Source organism: Chryseobacillus diguaensis (assembly GCF_049220665.1).
GTDB lineage: Bacteria > Bacillota > Bacilli > Bacillales > Bacillaceae > Metabacillus_B.
The window spans coordinates 192,141-209,257 of record NZ_JBMKNV010000007.1; the positions used below are offsets into that span (position 1 = coordinate 192,141).

21 protein-coding genes are annotated in these 17,117 nt (G+C 39.5%); 16 read left to right on the forward strand and 5 right to left on the reverse strand.

From position 1 onward, the window contains the following. The first annotated feature begins 13 nt into the window (after window positions 1-13). A complete protein-coding gene (locus tag ACOT8F_RS13210; protein ID WP_421652388.1) occupies window positions 14-190 on the forward strand; it encodes a zinc-finger domain-containing protein in 177 nt (58 codons plus the stop codon). 127 nt (window positions 191-317) lie between these two features. Here ACOT8F_RS13210 and ACOT8F_RS13215 read toward each other — a convergent pair whose 3' ends face one another. Then, a complete protein-coding gene (locus ACOT8F_RS13215; RefSeq protein WP_421652389.1) occupies window positions 318-584 on the reverse strand; it encodes a DUF2564 family protein in 267 nt (88 codons plus the stop codon). Between the two features lie 66 nt (window positions 585-650). Between ACOT8F_RS13215 and ACOT8F_RS13220 the strand changes: the two genes are divergently transcribed. Further along, window positions 651-794 (forward strand): hypothetical protein, encoded by a 144-nt coding sequence (locus ACOT8F_RS13220; RefSeq protein WP_421652390.1) that lies wholly within the window; start codon window positions 651-653, stop codon window positions 792-794. Further along, window positions 791-976 carry a hypothetical protein gene (locus tag ACOT8F_RS13225; RefSeq protein ID WP_421652391.1) on the forward strand — a complete coding sequence of 62 codons (186 nt, stop codon included), beginning with the start codon at window positions 791-793 and terminating at the stop codon, window positions 974-976. The genes ACOT8F_RS13220 and ACOT8F_RS13225 overlap by 4 nt, the downstream gene beginning before the upstream one ends. Window positions 977-1,296: 320 nt before the next feature. Here the strand turns inward: ACOT8F_RS13225 and cspD are convergent, their stop codons facing one another. Next, window positions 1,297-1,497, reverse strand: a complete 201-nt coding sequence (gene cspD / locus ACOT8F_RS13230) for a cold-shock protein CspD (RefSeq protein ID WP_009791749.1) — start codon at window positions 1,495-1,497, stop codon at window positions 1,297-1,299. A gap of 302 nt (window positions 1,498-1,799) precedes the next feature. Between cspD and ACOT8F_RS13235 the strand changes: the two genes are divergently transcribed. Continuing rightward, entirely contained in the window at window positions 1,800-2,486 is a 687-nt protein-coding gene (locus tag ACOT8F_RS13235) for a class I SAM-dependent methyltransferase (RefSeq protein WP_421652392.1), read from the forward strand. 57 nt (window positions 2,487-2,543) lie between these two features. Here ACOT8F_RS13235 and ACOT8F_RS13240 read toward each other — a convergent pair whose 3' ends face one another. The 3 genes from ACOT8F_RS13240 to metA form a co-directional block, all read right to left on the reverse strand. After that, the gene (locus ACOT8F_RS13240; protein ID WP_421652393.1) at window positions 2,544-3,554 is read right to left on the reverse strand and encodes a metal-dependent hydrolase; all 1,011 of its coding nucleotides are present in this window, start codon (window positions 3,552-3,554) and stop codon (window positions 2,544-2,546) included. Window positions 3,555-3,644: 90 nt separating this feature from the next. Then, a complete protein-coding gene (locus ACOT8F_RS13245; RefSeq protein WP_421652394.1) occupies window positions 3,645-4,802 on the reverse strand; it encodes a diglucosyl diacylglycerol synthase in 1,158 nt (385 codons plus the stop codon). Between the two features lie 224 nt (window positions 4,803-5,026). Continuing rightward, a complete protein-coding gene (metA, locus tag ACOT8F_RS13250) occupies window positions 5,027-5,935 on the reverse strand; it encodes a homoserine O-acetyltransferase MetA (protein WP_421652395.1) in 909 nt (302 codons plus the stop codon). A 325-nt stretch (window positions 5,936-6,260) separates the two neighbouring features. On the opposite strand from metA, the gene ACOT8F_RS13255 reads away from it, so the two are divergent. From ACOT8F_RS13255 to ACOT8F_RS13310, 12 genes are all read left to right on the forward strand, one after another. Continuing rightward, window positions 6,261-7,949, forward strand: coding sequence for a formate--tetrahydrofolate ligase (locus ACOT8F_RS13255; RefSeq protein ID WP_421652396.1), 1,689 nt, complete (start codon window positions 6,261-6,263; stop codon window positions 7,947-7,949). Between the two features lie 3 nt (window positions 7,950-7,952). Beyond that, a complete protein-coding gene (locus tag ACOT8F_RS13260) occupies window positions 7,953-8,465 on the forward strand; it encodes a hypothetical protein (protein ID WP_421652397.1) in 513 nt (170 codons plus the stop codon). A 32-nt stretch (window positions 8,466-8,497) separates the two neighbouring features. Beyond that, a complete protein-coding gene (locus ACOT8F_RS13265) occupies window positions 8,498-8,989 on the forward strand; it encodes a glutathione peroxidase (RefSeq protein ID WP_421652398.1) in 492 nt (163 codons plus the stop codon). A gap of 91 nt (window positions 8,990-9,080) precedes the next feature. Beyond that, entirely contained in the window at window positions 9,081-9,716 is a 636-nt protein-coding gene (locus ACOT8F_RS13270; protein WP_421652399.1) for an HD domain-containing protein, read from the forward strand. Between the two features lie 78 nt (window positions 9,717-9,794). Continuing rightward, window positions 9,795-10,925, forward strand: a complete 1,131-nt coding sequence (locus ACOT8F_RS13275) for a conserved virulence factor C family protein (RefSeq protein WP_421652400.1) — start codon at window positions 9,795-9,797, stop codon at window positions 10,923-10,925. A 436-nt stretch (window positions 10,926-11,361) separates the two neighbouring features. After that, complete coding sequence (gene ilvD / locus ACOT8F_RS13280; RefSeq protein ID WP_421652425.1) at window positions 11,362-13,071, forward strand: dihydroxy-acid dehydratase; 1,710 nt, start codon at window positions 11,362-11,364, stop codon at window positions 13,069-13,071. Between the two features lie 69 nt (window positions 13,072-13,140). Beyond that, window positions 13,141-13,575 carry a BrxA/BrxB family bacilliredoxin gene (locus ACOT8F_RS13285; RefSeq protein ID WP_421652401.1) on the forward strand — a complete coding sequence of 145 codons (435 nt, stop codon included), beginning with the start codon at window positions 13,141-13,143 and terminating at the stop codon, window positions 13,573-13,575. Between the two features lie 64 nt (window positions 13,576-13,639). Further along, window positions 13,640-14,446: a class I SAM-dependent methyltransferase gene (locus ACOT8F_RS13290; protein ID WP_421652402.1), complete on the forward strand. Its 807-nt coding sequence runs from the start codon at window positions 13,640-13,642 to the stop codon at window positions 14,444-14,446. Between the two features lies 1 nt (window position 14,447). Continuing rightward, window positions 14,448-14,576 (forward strand): YuzL family protein, encoded by a 129-nt coding sequence (locus ACOT8F_RS13295; RefSeq protein ID WP_421652403.1) that lies wholly within the window; start codon window positions 14,448-14,450, stop codon window positions 14,574-14,576. A 484-nt stretch (window positions 14,577-15,060) separates the two neighbouring features. Further along, entirely contained in the window at window positions 15,061-15,633 is a 573-nt protein-coding gene (locus ACOT8F_RS13300) for a YpjP family protein (protein ID WP_421652426.1), read from the forward strand. A gap of 501 nt (window positions 15,634-16,134) precedes the next feature. Then, window positions 16,135-16,914 carry a TerC family protein gene (locus ACOT8F_RS13305; protein WP_421652404.1) on the forward strand — a complete coding sequence of 260 codons (780 nt, stop codon included), beginning with the start codon at window positions 16,135-16,137 and terminating at the stop codon, window positions 16,912-16,914. Next, a partial coding sequence (locus ACOT8F_RS13310; RefSeq protein WP_421652405.1) for a hypothetical protein occupies window positions 16,889-17,117 on the forward strand: 229 nt, incomplete at its 3' end. The genes ACOT8F_RS13305 and ACOT8F_RS13310, both read left to right, overlap by 26 nt.

Here is a 17,117-nt window from a genome sequence, read left to right on the forward strand (position 1 = left end):
TGGAGTTGACATAATGGAAAGAAAACAAGTTTTGGATGAAATTGGAACAATACTTGATACTTATTGCGTAGATTGTTTATTAAAACAGCATTTTCGAAAAGAAAATGGCAAAGCATATGCCCATAACTTTTGTATAAATCAATGTACCGTAGGACAAAAATTGAAACAAATGGGAAAAAAGTTATCATAAGAAAAATAAGGCAGAAGAGCACCATCGTTTTTCTAACCTGTTTTTCGCTGGAATAGTTCCTTTTAACTGACTTCCTTATAACGGTTTCAAGAAAAGGCAAAAAAAATCCGCTGAAATACTCAGCGGATTATTTTTTTGCCTCATTTAGCTGATGCTGGCATTGTTCAAGCAATAGCTGCTGCTTAGCAAGAAAATCCTGATCTATACCACTGATTCCAGCTCCTTCAAAATGATTTTTAGCATCGTTAATAGCTTCCTGAGCATGATTCAATAATTCCGGATCAAGACTCATTGTAGCTGAGCCTGTCATTTTTTGGGCCGCTTCCACGGATACCTCTAACTGCTTTAGATCGTTGTAACCAGTATGAATTTCTGCTTTATTCTGATCGTTCATTTTCTAACACACCTCCCTCCTTAGAATTGGAAAATAAAAAGAAATTATACATTTGCAAATTATAAGATGAAAAAAACGGAAAAAAATGTTATTTTTGTATTAGTGGTATTTGGGTATAAAGATTTAAATAATGTAAAAAAAGAGGAGATTGGTGAAACTTTATGTCCTAATATTGGGAAACATAAAGAGAAAGGGGAACGTGCAGGATGAAGAATAAACACTTAGAAGAGAGCATCCGGGATGCATTTACAGAAATATATCATGATATTGATAAGCTTGTATACATAGCTGATAATTCAAACGTGTTCAATCATCTTGAGGTAAAAAGAATTGAGAATAAAATTAAGCAAAATATTAAGGCGCTTGAATACTTAATGGTCACTGGAAAATAAAGTTTGTCGAAAATATATCTCATCCAGAGTAAAGCTTATTTAATTTAATCTTTCAGTGTTCTTTAAAAAGGTTGTTTTCTGAAGGCTCTTTTCATAAACTTTGTTGTTTTTTCATGCATTTTAGTGAATATAGAGCAAGAATACAAATGCGAATTTTAAGAAAAGATGCCCCGAAGCTAATCTGAATACGTGATAAGAGCATGTACGGGAAGCAACAATTTCTGCGAAAACATCCTTAAGAAAAGATCCTTAAAAACGAAAAAGGAGGCTGATCGTATGTCAGCCTCCTTTTGGATATGTGAAAGTATAAATTTAATGGATTATAATTTCACAACATTCGCAGCTTGAGGACCGCGGTTGCCTTCAACGATTTCAAAGGAAACTTCCTGGCCTTCTTCTAGACTTTTAAAGCCATCGCCTTGAATAGCTGTGAAATGTACGAATACGTCATCTCCGCCTTCAACTTCGATGAAGCCAAAGCCTTTTTCATTATTAAACCATTTTACTTTACCGTTTTGCATAGTACATAATCCTCCTGTTTCATGTAGCACAAGCGGTGCTATAAAAAGTTTTTAATCATCTAAAGAGAATAATTATATTATTCACTTAAATGATGCTTTCAATATACAACAATAAATAATTGATCGTCAAGTTGATGAAGCAAGGTAATACGGAAATTTCTGATTAAACAAAATATATAATTGTAAGGCCTTTCATTTTATGATAAATTGGTCATGGATAGGATAAAAGGTGATTTGATTTATAAGTCGATTTTGCTAAGGTTTTTACGGATATCATATTACTGAAAAAGGGGGGGAGTAAAGTGGAAAAAGAACATAAATGGGCTGAAGAGGCAGAAAAAGAATGGAATCAGAGAGCAGCCTATTGGAGCGAAAACAGCCGAGATATGTGGGATAAGGGCAGCAGGAAAGGGATTGCTCCTTTTTTTGAGAAATTTGTTCCTAAAGAAGGGCAGATTCTTGATATTGGCTGCGGTGATGGATACGGCTCTTATAAGCTGCATAAAAAGGGATACAAAGTTACCGGAATCGACTTTTCTGCTGAAATGATCAAGATGGCTAGAAAGCATGAAATAGAGAATCAGCTCTCTTTCATCCAGGGAGATATATTGGAGCTCCCTTTTGAAGACCATTTTGCTCAAGCGATGCTTGTCATCAATTGCATTGAGTGGGTATCCAATCCATTAAAGGCACTTCTCGAACTAAAAAGAGTACTAAAACCAAATGGATATTTATGCATTGCAATTTTGGGGCCTACTGCCCACCCCAGGGAAAAGAGCTTTGAAAGATTATATAATAAGCCTGCCGTATGTCACACAATGATGCCCTGGGAATTTGAAAAACTGGCCTTACATACTGGTTTTACTGTTGCAGGACAAGAAGGCGTATACAAAAGAGGAGTAGGGGGAATCATGCTCGAAAACCTCTCAATTGAATTAAAGCAGGCTCTGTCTTTCATGTGGCTGTTTATGCTGAAAAAAGAACAATAAAAAGGCTGTATTTGCAAAAAAAAGATGCCAAACAGCAAAGCTGTCTGACATCTTTTCTTAAGCTAGATGGTTTTTGCCATGGGCATAAGAATGATGATATTCCATTCTTTCTTCTGCATCTTTTTTTTGATAGATCCAGCCAGTACATGAAGATAAAATTGTTTTATCTTTGCTCATAATGACAATGGCCATGAAAGGATAATGGCGGCCTGTTCTAAACCTGTAATCAATCCATTTGATTTCATATTCTTCTCCAAGATCAGAAACAGTACAATAAACTGTATCCGTACTCTTCAAAAAATGGCGGGCATTTTTGGCTGTACTGGCGATTTGTATTAACTGATCATCATACTTTTCTTTTTTGATCGTATGAATCCAATTAACTCTTCCTTTTACCAATTCACCGGAATGGAAAGCGTCCTCTGTCTCAGCTACCGTTTTCCAATGACTTCGCCTCATCGTTGGAATCATGATTACGTTCACATGCTGATTTGCAAATTCTTTTCCAATCCTTTTTTTCATTCTTAGTGAACGGATAAACCTCTCAGCTACATGAACGACAAGTATAAGATAAATGAAGGAAAAAATAAGACCGGGATTTCCTGCTGCTACCCACAAAATGAAGCCTGCAAAATGAAGGATCATAATAAAAGGATCAAAGAGAGGCACTGCATTTAAAGCTAGCCATTTTTTTGTTAAAGGTCTGCCGCCCTGGGTGCCAAATACGTTAAAAATGTCAATTAATACATGAAATGCTACTGCAAACAATGTCCATCCGAATAGATGAAGAAGCGGCAGCGGCACGAAAAAAAGCTGAATCACAAAAGTAAGCAGGAGAGCCCAGATAAAAAGGGCTGGAATAGAATGGGAAATCCCCCGATGGTGTTCAATATACATGGCTTTCCCTTTAAAAATCTTTACAGCATAATCAAAGTCAGGAGCATTCGAGCCGAGCACTGTGCCAGCTAAGATAGCTCCTGATAATGCTGGATTAGATGCAACAGCCGGATCCAAATGGGCGAGTCCTGCAAATCCTATCCCAAAAGCGATGTGTGTGCTTGTATCCATGAATTTACCCCCAGATAATGGTGATTCCCTTCCATCCAGGAACTGTTGTTTCTCTCTTTTTTATCTATTATATTCAGATCATTTATTTCATTAATAATAGTTGACAGAGCCCTTCATTTCTTTCCTGCTGTACATGCCTGCTGCTTCTTTCAGAATGTCTTCAAGAATCGTTGAAGACGAGTCAGATAAATGCAGTTTATGGATGTTATCTTTCATGCTGCCAAGCAGTTCATCATTGCTGAAAACCTCTTGAACGGTATCATAAATATCTTCATATTTGTTTACAACTACTGCAGCCCCAGTTTCTTCAAAGAAAATGGCATTTTCTTTTTCTTGTCCAGGGACAGGTTTATAAAGGATAACCGGCACACCGATAGCAGAAGCTTCGCTTAGTGTTATGCCACCAGGCTTTGTGATCATACAAGAAGTAATGCGGAAGAGTTCGTCAACTTTTTCTACATATCCCAGTGCTTTCAATTGGTCAGGATAAGCGTTCGCAAGCGGTGCAAGGGTTTCCTTCAATGACTGGTTCTTTCCGCATACAACAATAATCTGCAGATTTTTATTGGAAAGAAAGGATTGGCATAACTCTTTCACGTTCTTTAGCACACCGTGTGCCCCGGCCATAATCAGCAGTGTCTTTTTAGATGGATCAAGTTCGTATTTTTTATATAATTCATCTTTGTCGGCTTCTTTTTCAAATTGAGGCCTGATTGGAATTCCGGTAACTTTAATAGAAGAAGGGTGGATTCCAAGCTGAATAATCTTTTCTTTTACATGATTGGTTGCAACATAGTACTTATCAATGTTTTCATGTACCCAGATTTTATGGAGACAAAAGTCAGTCAGTACATTGAATGTCGGAATGACGGTACCGGTTTTTCTTCTATACTCCGGAACGACAATCATAGGAAATGTATTGATGATAATATCGGGCTTTTCTGCCAGGATGATTTCATGCAATTTTTTATGGCCGATTTTATAGTAAAGATTCATCATTCTTTTATTGTACATTTTATCTACGCCATAATAAAACAATCGGTAAAATTGCTTGCCTATGGAAAAACTTTTTATATAGAGATATTGCGTAATTTCCGAAAAAACAGGATGTGATTCGGAATAAAGATCGCATATAACAACATTATCGATTCCTGACTTCTTACATTGTTCATACATGGTATTGGCAACCTGGACATGTCCATTACCGTAGCTTGCGGTTAAAATTAGTACTTTCGGATTGGAATTCAACGTTTTCACCTCAATTTAATCAGAAGCAAAGGGGCTGAAAAATACAGCAATGATAAGAGCTCAATTGCCGGCTGTACCCCTTTAAAAAGCCCGCTGCTGATTTTATTAGAAAACTAAAAATCAAATTTTAAAGATTTGTAAACTGCAATTCATTAAACATTTTAACAAAACTATCACATGGATGTAAGAAGTTTTTCAAAATAACGTGTTTTTTAGCTGTAAAATTATTTCCATAAAAAAGGGGTTTCTTGGTAAACGTAATAATTAAGCCAGTTTGAAAACAGCAGATTAGCATGAGACCGCCATTGAGCGGCTGGTTTTAAAACCATTTCATCGCTGTATTTATAATTGACAGGAAGGCCAATGTCCAAACCTCTTTCTCTGTCTCTGTGATACTCATCCAAAAGAGTTGAAGGAGTATATTCAGGATGTCCTGTTAGAAAAATCTGCTTTCCGTTTTGAGCCATTAAAAGACAAACTCCTGCTTCTTCAGACTCAGACAGGATCTTTATATCAGGAACTTTGGACAACTCTTCCTTTTTTATATCTGTATGCCTGGAATGGGGCACATAGAATTCATCGTCAAAACCCCTTACTAGCTTTTCAGATGTCTGATTCAGAGTGTGCTTAAAAATACCAAAGCATTTTTGAGAAAGGGGAACCTTATTAACGCCATAATGATAATAAAGTGCTGCTTGAGCACCCCAGCAAATATGCAGGGTTGACGTTACATACTCTTTTGTCCACTTCAATATAGACGTTAGTTCCTCCCAATAGGTTACTTCTGTAAAAGGAAGCTGTTCTACCGGTGCACCAGTTATAATCATTCCGTCGAATTTTCTTTGCTTAATTTCATCAAATGTTGTATAAAATTCATTTAAATGTTCCGGTTCAGTATTTTTGGATATGTGCGACTCTGTTTTCAGCAAAGTAATATTTACTTGAAGAGGGGTATTGCCAAGAAGTCTGAGCAGCTGGGTTTCAGTTTTCTCTTTTTTTGGCATCAGATTAAAAATCAAAATATCAAGAGGCCGTATGTCCTGGCTCACAGCCCGTGCTTCATCCATTACAAATATATTTTCTTCTTCAAGAATGGCCTTGGCAGGCAAATTTGAAGGAATATTAATTGGCATGAATTAACCACTCCGTTCTTTTAAATGTAAACCACTACCACTATAGCAGAAGTTAGAAAGTTATAAGCTGTTTTCTCTTTATGATAGGCTGTTTTCGCAGAGATTGTTGTTTTTCGTACATGCTTTTATCACGCATTTAGACTAGCATTGGGGCATTTTTTCTTAAAGTTTTTGCCATCCAAATGGTTTCGAGGACTAAATATAGGGTCCTGAGCAACAAAGTATAAGAAAAGAGCCTTATGATAAAATGAATCCTTGATTACTTAACTTAGATAGTGATACATAGTTTACATATGACATGTAATTTGAATTAGGAGCTGAAAAAATGACAAACAAGCACGAACAATTATCAGATATAGAAATAGCCATGCAAACTGAAATTGAGCCAATTCAGAAAATTGCAGAAAAGCTTGATATAAAAGAAGATGAACTTGAGCTTTATGGAAAATACAAAGCCAAGTTGTCATTTGATCTGCTTGATCGGCTTCAAACGAAAAAAGACGGTAAAATTCTTTTAGTAACATCGATTAATCCTACACCTGCAGGGGAAGGGAAGTCAACGGTGACTGTCGGTCTCGGGCAAGCCCTTAATAAAATAGGGAAAAAGGCGATCATTGCCATGAGGGAGCCTTCTCTAGGGCCCGTAATGGGAATGAAAGGGGGAGCGGCAGGTGGAGGCTACTCCCAAGTCTTGCCTATGGAAGAGATTAATCTTCATTTTACAGGGGATCTTCACGCGATTACAACCGCAAATAATGCACTTTCCGCATTTATTGATAATCATATCCATCAAGGTAATGAACGGAATATTGATCAGCGCAGAATTGTCTGGAAAAGGGTAATGGATTTGAACGACCGCGCTTTGCGGAAGATTGTTATCGGCCTTGGGGGACCAGCAAATGGCATACCGAGGGAGGATGGTTTTGACATAACTGTAGCCTCTGAGGTGATGGCGATCTTATGCCTTTCAGAAAGCCTTCAGGATCTGAAGAATAAGCTCTCAAAGATTGTGGTAGCATATGACACCTCTAAAAAGCCTGTAACAGTCAAGGATCTAGGGTACGAGGGTGCGCTTGCTCTTCTGCTGAAGGATGCTTTGAAACCAAATCTTGTCCAGACAATCGAACAAACACCTGCTATCATTCATGGAGGGCCATTTGCCAATATTGCCCATGGATGCAACAGTCTTCTTGCAACTAAAATGGCTGCAAAGCTTGGTGACTTTGCTGTTACTGAGGCTGGATTCGGTGCAGACCTTGGGGCGGAAAAATTCCTGAACATTAAAGCGCAGGCAGGCGGATTTAAGCCTTCGGCTGTTGTTATAGTAGCAACAGTAAGAGCACTGAAGATGCATGGCGGTGTTTCAAAAGCATATTTGAGTGAAGAAAATTCTGATGCAGTATTAAAAGGGTCTGAAAATCTGGAAAAGCATATTGAGACAATTAAAGCTTTTGGTCTTCCTTTTGTGGTAGCGGTTAACAGGTTTAGTGGAGATACCGAAAATGAGCTTGAGACCGTTATGAAATGGTGCCGGGACAATCAATACCCCGCAGCTTTGACAGAAGTTTGGGGAAAAGGCGGTGCTGGGGGACAGGAGTTAGCTGAAACTGTGTTAAAAACTATTGATGCTGAAGAAAATCGGTTTAAGCCGCTGTATGAAGCATCCCATACTATAAAAGAGAAGATTAGTACAATAGCTGAAAAGGTTTACGGTGCAGCGGGGGTCATCTATTCTCCAAAAGCTGAAAAACAGCTTATAGAAATGAAACAAAACGGGTGGGAAAGCTTCCCGGTCTGCATGGCGAAAACGCAGTATTCCCTGTCGGATGATGCTGGGAAACTCGGGCGTCCGAGAGATTTTTATATAACAATCAGAGAATTCAGGCCATCTGTTGGCGCAGGTTTTATTGTTGCGCTTACAGGGGACATATTAACGATGCCAGGCCTTCCGAAAAAACCTTCCGCCTTGAAGATGAATGTGAATAATGCCGGAAAGGCAGAAGGGCTGTTTTAACTGATGTTTGATCCAACCATTTTCGATAATTTAAAAGTTGTGCTTGAAGGAGAAATATATGACAGGGACCTTGACCAGGAAATTATCATCCTTGATCGTACAGATATCGTAAACCTATCAGATATGTCTAGAATGTACCGAATCAAATTCGCTGAAAAAAAAGGAACTGCGATTGCCTCTGTCGAATTTCAATTATTCATGTCTCATAAACAAATGTACAGTGAATGGAAACAAGATTTTAAAGAAGCCGGCTGTGATATAAAAATGATTTTTGCCTGGCCTAAGGATCTATCAGGCTGCAAAGAATGGACGGAAAGCAGCATTAAGCGCATTTGGGGAGAGGAAGTACTGATCTCCCATGAAACAAGGCGCACAACATCCCATTCGGGTATAACAGTTGTTCAATATTTAGTATATCTGGAATTTGACAGGATGATTAACGAAGACAATGCATTGGATCTTGAAAGCATGGTTTCTTATGCGCTTGAAACCATCAGGATCTTGCCTGCCATCTAAAATATGGCCATAAAAGACAGGGAGGCTTTCTAATGGGAATATATGATCTCGAAGCAAATTTGATTGACGGTACCAACAAATCACTAGCAGATTATAAAGGAAAAGTTCTTTTGATTGTCAATACAGCAAGCAAGTGCGGTTTTACTCCTCAGTTCAAACAGCTGCAGGAACTTTATAATAAGCATGAAAGCGAGGATTTTGAAATTCTCGGTTTTCCATGCAATCAATTTATGAACCAGGATCCAGGAAAAAATGAAGAGATCCAAGGCTTTTGCGAACGAAACTATGGAGTAACCTTTCCAATGTTTTCAAAGATTGATGTAAATGGGGAAAATGCCCATCCTCTTTATGCATACTTAATAGAACAAATACCTGGAATGCTTGGCCTTAAAGGTATTAAGTGGAACTTTACCAAGTTTCTGATCAGCAAAGATGGAGAAGTCATTGACCGTTATTCTCCAAACACAAATCCGCTTGACATTGAACCGAAAATTGAACAGCTGTTATTAGAAAAGTCGGTTTAATCCATTTTGATCAATACAATTTGAATCAGACGGAAAGAAGCCCATTTAGAAGGCTTCTTTTTCTGCGTGAAAAATGGGAGGGAAGAAAAGGATGAGAGACAAGCTGAATACAGTGGAAAAAAGAGTAAAGCTTCTTCTTGAGGAAGAAGGCAGCGGACATGATTGGCTTCATATTGAACGGGTTCGGAATTTGGCCGTTTATATTGGTGTAAAAGAAGGGGGACATATTGAAATCATTGAGCTCGCTTCTTTGCTGCATGATTTGTCTGACGAGAAAATGAATATAATGGGCCAGTCTGAAATAACCAGCTGGCTGTCCTCGATTGGATTTACAAGGCATGAAACGGATCAAGCAATACATATTATTGAAACCATTTCCTTCAAAGGAAATGGCAAAACAATCCCTTCTACAATTGAGGGGAAGGCAGTCCAGGATGCAGACAGGCTAGACGCAATAGGGGCAATTGGCATTGCAAGAGCTTTTTTATATGCAGGCTCAAAGGGCCATTTGCTTCACCTTCCAAAAAAAAATCCGAGAGAGACTTTGACTGATCAGGAATATCGTCAAAACCCCTCCACTGCTATTAATCATTTTTACGAAAAGCTTTTAAAGCTTTCCAGTTTGATGAATACGAATACTGGAAAGGAACTGGCCAAAGAACGGCATGAATTTATGGAATTCTTTTTAAATCAGTTTTATAAAGAATGGGAAAAGCCGCTTTGTTAGGCGAAGTCAGTCCTTTAATGGAAAGCTGTGTATTCCCTATGCTACTATAAATGGAGAAGTACATGGAGGTGGACGAAGTTGAAAATTGTATCTATTGAGCCTACACCAAGCCCGAATACGATGAAAATCCTGCTGAATGAAGCAATGCCTGCAGGAAAAAGCAACAATTACAAAAAAGACGATAGGGAGCATGCTCCTGAAATAATAAAAGCAGTCCTGAAAGTTGAGGGAATTAAGGGAGTCTATCATGTAGCCGATTTTCTTGCCATTGAAAGAAATGCCAAGTTTGATTGGAAAGACATTCTCCCTCAGGTGAGAAGCTGTTTTGGAGAGACAGGCGATGATCTATCAGGTGAAAGATCTATTCCTGATGAAGCATTTGGAGAAATCCGCGTATTCGTGCAATTTTTCAATGGGATTCCCATGCAGATAAAATTGACAGATGGGACGGTAGAAAAAAGGTATCCGCTTCCAGATCGCTTTCAAAATGCCATTTTTGAAATGCAAAAAAATGCGGAGAATGTGGTTTTAAACAGAGAGTGGAAAGAACAGGGTGTAAGATACGGAGAATTTGATGAGGTTGGAAAGGAAGTTGCTGAAGAAATTTCTGCAGCTTATTCGCCTGAGAGGGTTCATCGGATAATGGAAAGCCTTTCAGCAGAAGAAAGCAGCACTAAAGCACTTCCGCGCAAATCGTATAAAGTGACAGAAGAAATGCTGGAAGATCCTGATTGGAGAAGGCGGTACGCCCACATGGATCAGTTAATACCTGAGAGAGAAGACCTTCCAGTGCTAGAAAAAGCACTGGGTGATGAAAAAGCAAGTATTAGAAGGCTTGCTGCTGTTTATCTTGGTATGATTGAAGATCCGATTGTTTTGCCATATTTATATCGTGCGCTGACAGACAAGTCTGTAACCGTCAGAAGAACCGCAGGGGATTGCTTATCAGATCTTGGATTTAAAGAGGCTGCTCCTGCTATGAGGGCAGCGCTTGCGGATTCTAGTAAGCTCGTCAGATGGAGAGCGGCAATGTTCCTTTATGAAGCGGGAGACGAAACAGATCTGCCTGCTTTAAAAGAAGCAGAAAATGATCCGGAATTTGAGGTTAGCCTGCAAATTAAAATGGCCATCGAAAGAATTGAAATCGGAGAAGAAGCCAAGGGCTCTGTCTGGAAGCAGATGACAGAAAGCAGACAAAGAGATAAATAACGATAAAAAAAGAATCATTGTTGCCGCCGATAAAAGAGCGATGGGCGCTGATAAAATTGGCTTTACCGCCGATATAGTGCCTCATCCGCAGAAAAAAATGGCTGTTGATCTAGTATCGTCCGCTGATAAATGAATGATTACCGCTGATATTTTGGCTGGCAGTCACCCAATCATGAACAATTACCGCTAAAATGCTGGGCTGCACAGCTGAACTTGAGGGACACTTTATATAAGTGTCCCTTTTTGTATACGCTGCTGACGCTATCCCTGCAATGATCAAGTAAACTTTCAATAGCTATAGGCATCTTTCTTTAGGATTCAAGCAAATTTTAGTGTAAGTTCTTTGTATTTTAAAATCAAAATGTTTAGAATATTATTGAAAAATGATGCTGAAAGTTCTATAGTAGTAGACAATATACTTTTTGGAGGGATCATGTTGGTTAAGGACCTAAGAATTCGCAGTAAAGCAATCAGTGAAGGAGCAACAAGAGTACCGAACAGAGCCATGTTGAGAGCTATTGGCTTTGAAGATGAAGATTTTAAAAAGCCGATGATCGGTGTAGCAAGTACTTGGAGCGAAGTAACCCCATGCAATATACATATTGATGAACTGGCAAGAAAAGCAAAAAGCGGTGTACTGAATGCAGGAGGTGCAGGTTTAATTTTTAATACGATCACTGTTTCAGATGGCATTTCCATGGGGACACCAGGAATGCGCTATTCCCTGCCGAGCCGCGAGGTCATCGCCGATTCAATTGAAACGGTTGTCGGAGCAGAAAATTTAGATGGATATGTTGCTATTGGCGGCTGCGACAAAAACATGCCGGGCTGCATGATTGCCATTGCACGGTCAGAGGTTCCTTCCCTTTTTGTATACGGAGGAACGATTAAACCGGGTAAGCTTGACGGTAAGGATATTGATATTGTTTCAGCGTTTGAAGGAGTAGGTAAATTCAATAAGGAAGCAATCGGGCGGGATGAGCTCCATCAAATTGAATGTCATGCCTGTCCGGGAGCAGGCTCATGCGGCGGGATGTATACTGCCAACACAATGGCATCTGCCATTGAAGCGATGGGGATGAGCCTCCCTGGAAGCTCGTCAAACCCTGCAGAGTCTTCTTTTAAAATGGAGGATTGCTACAAGGCAGGAGAGGCCGTTTATCATTTGCTGGAACAGGAGATTTATCCGAAAGACATAATGACGAAAAAAGCATTTGAAAATGCAATCACTGTTGTAATGGCTCTTGGCGGTTCTACAAATGCTATTCTGCATCTTATGGCAATTGCCCATTCGATTGATGTGGATCTTTCCCTTTCCGATTTTGAAGCTATTCAAAAAAGAGTTCCTCACATTGCCGATTTGAAACCAAGCGGCAAGTATGTTATGCAGGATCTTCATGAAGCTGGAGGAATTCCGGGCGTAATGAAACTGCTTCTTGAGCATGGTTATCTGCATGGTGATTGTTTAACAGTGACGGGTAAAACACTAGAAGAAAATTTAAGAAATGCAGAAGGATTAAAAGAAGGACAAAAGGTCATCATGCCGATTGAGAAGCCGTTAAGAGAGGATGGGCCGCTTGTTATACTAAAAGGGAACCTTGCACCAGACGGAGCGGTTGCTAAAGTATCCGGGTTAAAAGTAACTAGCCTTACTGGTCCCGCAAAAGTATTTGATAGTGAACCGGAAGCGACAGAAGCCGTTCTAAACGGCAAAGTGACGGACGGAGATGTTATTGTTATAAGATACGAAGGTCCAAAAGGAGGACCGGGAATGCCGGAAATGCTTTCCCTTTCAGCCATTCTTGTAGGAAAGGGGCTGGGAGAGACAGTGGCCCTCTTAACAGACGGACGTTTTTCCGGCGGAACACATGGTCTTGTTGTAGGGCATATCGCACCTGAAGCCCAGGTTGGGGGACCGATTGCTCTGCTTGAAACGGGAGACCTTGTTACAGTAGACAGCGAAAACAGGTCACTGAATATGCATGTGCCTGATCATGTCCTTGAAGAGAGGAAAAAAAGCTGGTCCGCTCCTAAATTGGTTTCAAGAGGGGTACTTGGCAAATATGCCCGTACTGTTTCATGTGCATCAAAAGGTGCGGTAACAGATGATTTCAGCCGGGAGAGTGAACCGTCAAGCGTGCGGTAAATGATTTGCCACTAAGCAGGAACTGTAGTATTCTTTCTATACACAAGGGATTTACAGGAGGGAATTACTATGTCGATGGCATATGAAGAATATATGAGACAGATTGTTAAACCAATGCGTGCTGAATTAACAAATGCTGATTTTAAAGAATTAACAACACCTGAAGCAGTAGAAGAATTTATGGAAAAGACAGAAGGAACGACATTTGTTGTTGTGAATTCTGTTTGCGGATGTGCAGCAGGTCTTGCGAGACCGGCGGCAACCCAAGCTGTGCTTCATGCAGAAAAAAAACCGGATAACCTTGTTACTGTTTTTGCGGGGCAAGATAAAGAAGCAACAGCCAAAATGAGGGAGTATTTTAAAGGATATGAACCTTCCTCGCCTTCTATGGCTATCCTGAAGGGTCAGAAGGTTGTCCACTTTGTTCCGCGTCATGAGATAGAAGGATATATGATGGAACAAATTATGGAGAATCTTCTTCATGCTTTTGAGAATCATTGCTAGGATGTCCTTATGGGCATCCTTTCTTTTTATTTATACAGCATGAATAGAAAATTGGAGGAAAGCCATGATTGTTACTACAGGCGGAAGAACCGACAGCACAACAGTCATATCAGCCAGAAGAATAGCGGAAGAGATTGGGGGGACATTCGTTGAAAGAAGAAAACAGCCTCTTTCAGTAATGAAGCTCAAATTCGGCGAGCAGATAGTAGTTCTAGGAAGAAACAGAATGGAATGCCACTTTCCTCATAAGGAGGAACCTTTATTCTTTCATCCTAACAGTGCTATGTTCAGAGTGAAGCGCCTATTAAGAAATGAAAAGGATCCTTTTGCTGAGGCGCTTGGTCTTATGGAAGGAAAAACAGTGCTCGACTGCACGATGGGACTCGGATCAGACAGCATTGTAGCTAGTTATATTGTAGGAAATAAGGGAAAAGTAATTGGCCTTGAAGGAGATGCTATGATCTCCTATTTAGTTAAAACTGGATTGGCTTCTTACCAATCTGGCCTGAAACAGCTTGATGAGTCAATGAAAAGAATCAAAGTCATTCATACAGACCATCTTGATTATTTAAAGAACTGCCGCACAAATGAATTTGATGTGATCTTTTTTGACCCAATGTTTGAAGAAGAAATAGAAGAGGCATCCAATTTTTCTCCTCTAAAATCCCTGGCGCTATATTCTCCCCTTACAAAGGAAGCTATTCATGAAGCGAAAAGGGCCGCAAAAGAAAAAGTGGTGTTGAAAGATCACTGGAAAAGCAGCCGGTTTGAAGAATTAGGATTTCGGCAGATTAAAAGAAAATCTTCAAAATTCCACTATGGCGTAATAGAAATGAGTGAGGGGGCAAAAACTATTTCTGGAGGTGGATAAATTGGCCAAAGGAAAAAGTGATCCGTCAAAATCAGAATTAGGTTCTCCGAACGTAGAAGGACAAGGTACATCTTCTTCTGAAAAAGGAATGAAAAGAGATTCCTCACTAAATAAGCAAAAAAGAAAATAGAAGTTCAAATAGTAAAAAGGAAGACAGCAGTCTTCCTTTTTACTATTTGATATCAGAATTACTATCATTTCTTCACTTAGTTCGCGCACAGAATCTAACTCAGGGGCGCCATCGGCTCAAGTTCACAAGCAATGTCCCGAAGGTAAAAGAACAACCTTCAAGCCAAGCTTCACTTATGCTTGTCGCCTAAGGCTACGGCCTTGCGCTTTTTTTGTCAATCTGTTATTTCCATATAAATAAAATAGGCCAAAGTAATAACGCTGGCAGCAGCAAGCAAAGTATGGTACATGCGGGCGCTCCTTTTTAATGGAATTTTCAATCAATTATAGTTTTATTGTAACCGCTTAACAGAAATTAGGAAAGGGGGATCGATGTATTATTGGTTTTTTTTGAAAGAGGCTGGGCAATTATTACAAAATGTTCACACAAGCCTGTCAGCCATTGTGATAGAATAGATGAAAAGCAGGGCATTGGGGTGTTGCGATTGAATAAATGGCTGAAAAAAACCCTTGTCATCCTCTTTTCCATAGTCACATTTGGCATGATTGCTCCACCACAGGTACTCCTTGCGGAGGAAAATCACAGTGATCAGGCATCAGCTGGATTCCTTGGAGATGGACAATATACACCAAAAGAGAAACAGCAGTCGCCAGATATTAACCAGATCTACAGAGAAGCTGATGAGCAGGCGTTTATAAAATTCGGCAGCAAAATTGGGCCGGTTATAGAGGGTGAATTCAGAACATTCATTCTTCCGAAAATGGAAGAAGCGATTGCTGAAACCCTTCAGACCACAGATGGTACTAGTTTTACTGTTTCTAAAAAACCCGGCAAAGGAAAGAGCGAAAAAATCTTTCATATCTACAGCAGTGTTACAGGAGAAGATCTTATTCGTTTTCATGTCAGAATTGATCAGCCTCCAAAAGAGGGATACTGGTTTAATTTTCACTACCATACCTATAAAGATTCTTATATGAAACATCATGATCTAGGAAGCATCTACTGGAATAAAAATACCCCGCCTGGATGGATGACTCAAAAAGAGTATGTAAATTGATGCTGTAAAAACCAAGATGCTTGAAGACTTTTTCAGAGGTCTTCAAGCATTTTTAGTGTGGTTAACTTCACCGCTTTGGCTTTTTAGTCCCTATTTATGAGGCTTATGCTTCATTTCATCCCATGTTCATAGCTTTTACAAATCATTATTTATGCATTAGGCTGTTTTCGCAGAGATTGTTGTTTTTCGTACATGCTCTTATCACGCATTTAGACTAGCATCGGGGCATCTTTTCTTAAAGTTTTTTCAATACCAATGGTTTCGAGGAATAAATATAAGGTCATGAGCAACAATGTTTAAGAAAAGAGCCATGCATTAAGAAGAATGCGAATATGGGTAGAGGGACGGCCTGCTCCTCCAATATCCTGCACAATAATTGGAACAAAGAAAATGACTGCTTTTAAGTTTGCTAGGAAAATACCATTTTCTCTTGCAAATACTTAACATGAAACTGCCAAACTAGTATAATAGAACTTAGTGTTGTTTTAGGAGGATGATATTTTGGGCTTTTTTGAAGGAATACTTCACACATATTCTCAGTTTTTCGACTGGGAAATGTGGGGAAAAGTATTAACTGACCCAGTAAGCTGGGGGCTGATTGGGACACTGATCGTTTTAGAAGGATTGCTTTCGGCGGATAACGCCCTGGTTCTTGCGGTAATGGTAAAACCGCTTCCGCCTGAAAAAAGAAAAAAAGCGCTTTTTTACGGGCTGATTGGCGCTTATTTATTCCGTTTCGTAGCAATCGGAATTGGAGTTTATTTGATCCAGCTTTCTTGGGTGAAAATTCTTGGTGCAGCTTATCTTGCTTGGCTTTCCATTAAATATTTCATTGATAAACGAAATGATAATGGGGAAGATGATCCAGAAGAAGCAGCCAAGATGACAAAAAAGGGATTGCTCGTCAAAATGCTCGGTCAATTCTGGGCAACCGTTGTAACTGTTGAGTTGATGGATATTGCTTTTTCAGTAGACAGTGTACTTGCAGCATTCGGAGTTAGTGAAGAAGTTTGGGTTCTGCTGATCGGAGGAATGCTTGGCGTTCTGATGATGAGGGGTGTAGCAGGAGTATTCCTGATGCTGATTGAAAAAGTCCCTGAACTTGAGACAACAGCTTACCTTTTAATTGCCATTATTGCTATTAAAATGGCTTTGACTGTTGTGCACATTGAGATACCTTCTACTATTTTCTTCATCATTTTAGTGGTGATGTTTGGTGCTACTTTTGTGGTGAATAAGATGAAAAGTTCAAAACATGAAGAAAAAAGTTCTAATTCATAAATATTTGGAAAAAGCCTGCAGAGCAGGCTTTCAGACTGTCGACAAACTCCTCGATTTTGAGGAGGATGTTGGCAGTTTTTTTTGTATAATGAAAGAAGTAACTAGTGAGGTGATTGAAATGCTGTCTAAAAATAATCAAATGAATCGTGATCAAATGGAGATGATTACCCTCGAACAGTTGGTTCCAGAGGAACATCTTGTTC

Bases quoted from the DNA above. Each gene is read 5' to 3' on its own strand.
- ACOT8F_RS13210 (WP_421652388.1), top strand. From the start codon at position 14: ATGGAAAGAAAACAAGTTTTGGATGAAATTGGAACAATACTTGATACT.
- ACOT8F_RS13215 (WP_421652389.1), bottom strand. From the start codon at position 584: ATGAACGATCAGAATAAAGCAGAAATTCATACTGGTTACAACGATCTA.
- ACOT8F_RS13220 (WP_421652390.1), top strand. From the start codon at position 651: ATGAAAAAAACGGAAAAAAATGTTATTTTTGTATTAGTGGTATTTGGG.
- ACOT8F_RS13225 (WP_421652391.1), top strand. From the start codon at position 791: ATGAAGAATAAACACTTAGAAGAGAGCATCCGGGATGCATTTACAGAA.
- cspD (WP_009791749.1), bottom strand. From the start codon at position 1,497: ATGCAAAACGGTAAAGTAAAATGGTTTAATAATGAAAAAGGCTTTGGC.
- ACOT8F_RS13240 (WP_421652393.1), bottom strand. From the start codon at position 3,554: ATGGATACAAGCACACACATCGCTTTTGGGATAGGATTTGCAGGACTC.
- metA (WP_421652395.1), bottom strand. From the start codon at position 5,935: ATGCCAATTAATATTCCTTCAAATTTGCCTGCCAAGGCCATTCTTGAA.
- ACOT8F_RS13255 (WP_421652396.1), top strand. From the start codon at position 6,261: ATGACAAACAAGCACGAACAATTATCAGATATAGAAATAGCCATGCAA.
- ACOT8F_RS13260 (WP_421652397.1), top strand. From the start codon at position 7,953: ATGTTTGATCCAACCATTTTCGATAATTTAAAAGTTGTGCTTGAAGGA.
- ACOT8F_RS13265 (WP_421652398.1), top strand. From the start codon at position 8,498: ATGGGAATATATGATCTCGAAGCAAATTTGATTGACGGTACCAACAAA.
- ACOT8F_RS13270 (WP_421652399.1), top strand. From the start codon at position 9,081: ATGAGAGACAAGCTGAATACAGTGGAAAAAAGAGTAAAGCTTCTTCTT.
- ACOT8F_RS13285 (WP_421652401.1), top strand. From the start codon at position 13,141: ATGTCGATGGCATATGAAGAATATATGAGACAGATTGTTAAACCAATG.
- ACOT8F_RS13290 (WP_421652402.1), top strand. From the start codon at position 13,640: ATGATTGTTACTACAGGCGGAAGAACCGACAGCACAACAGTCATATCA.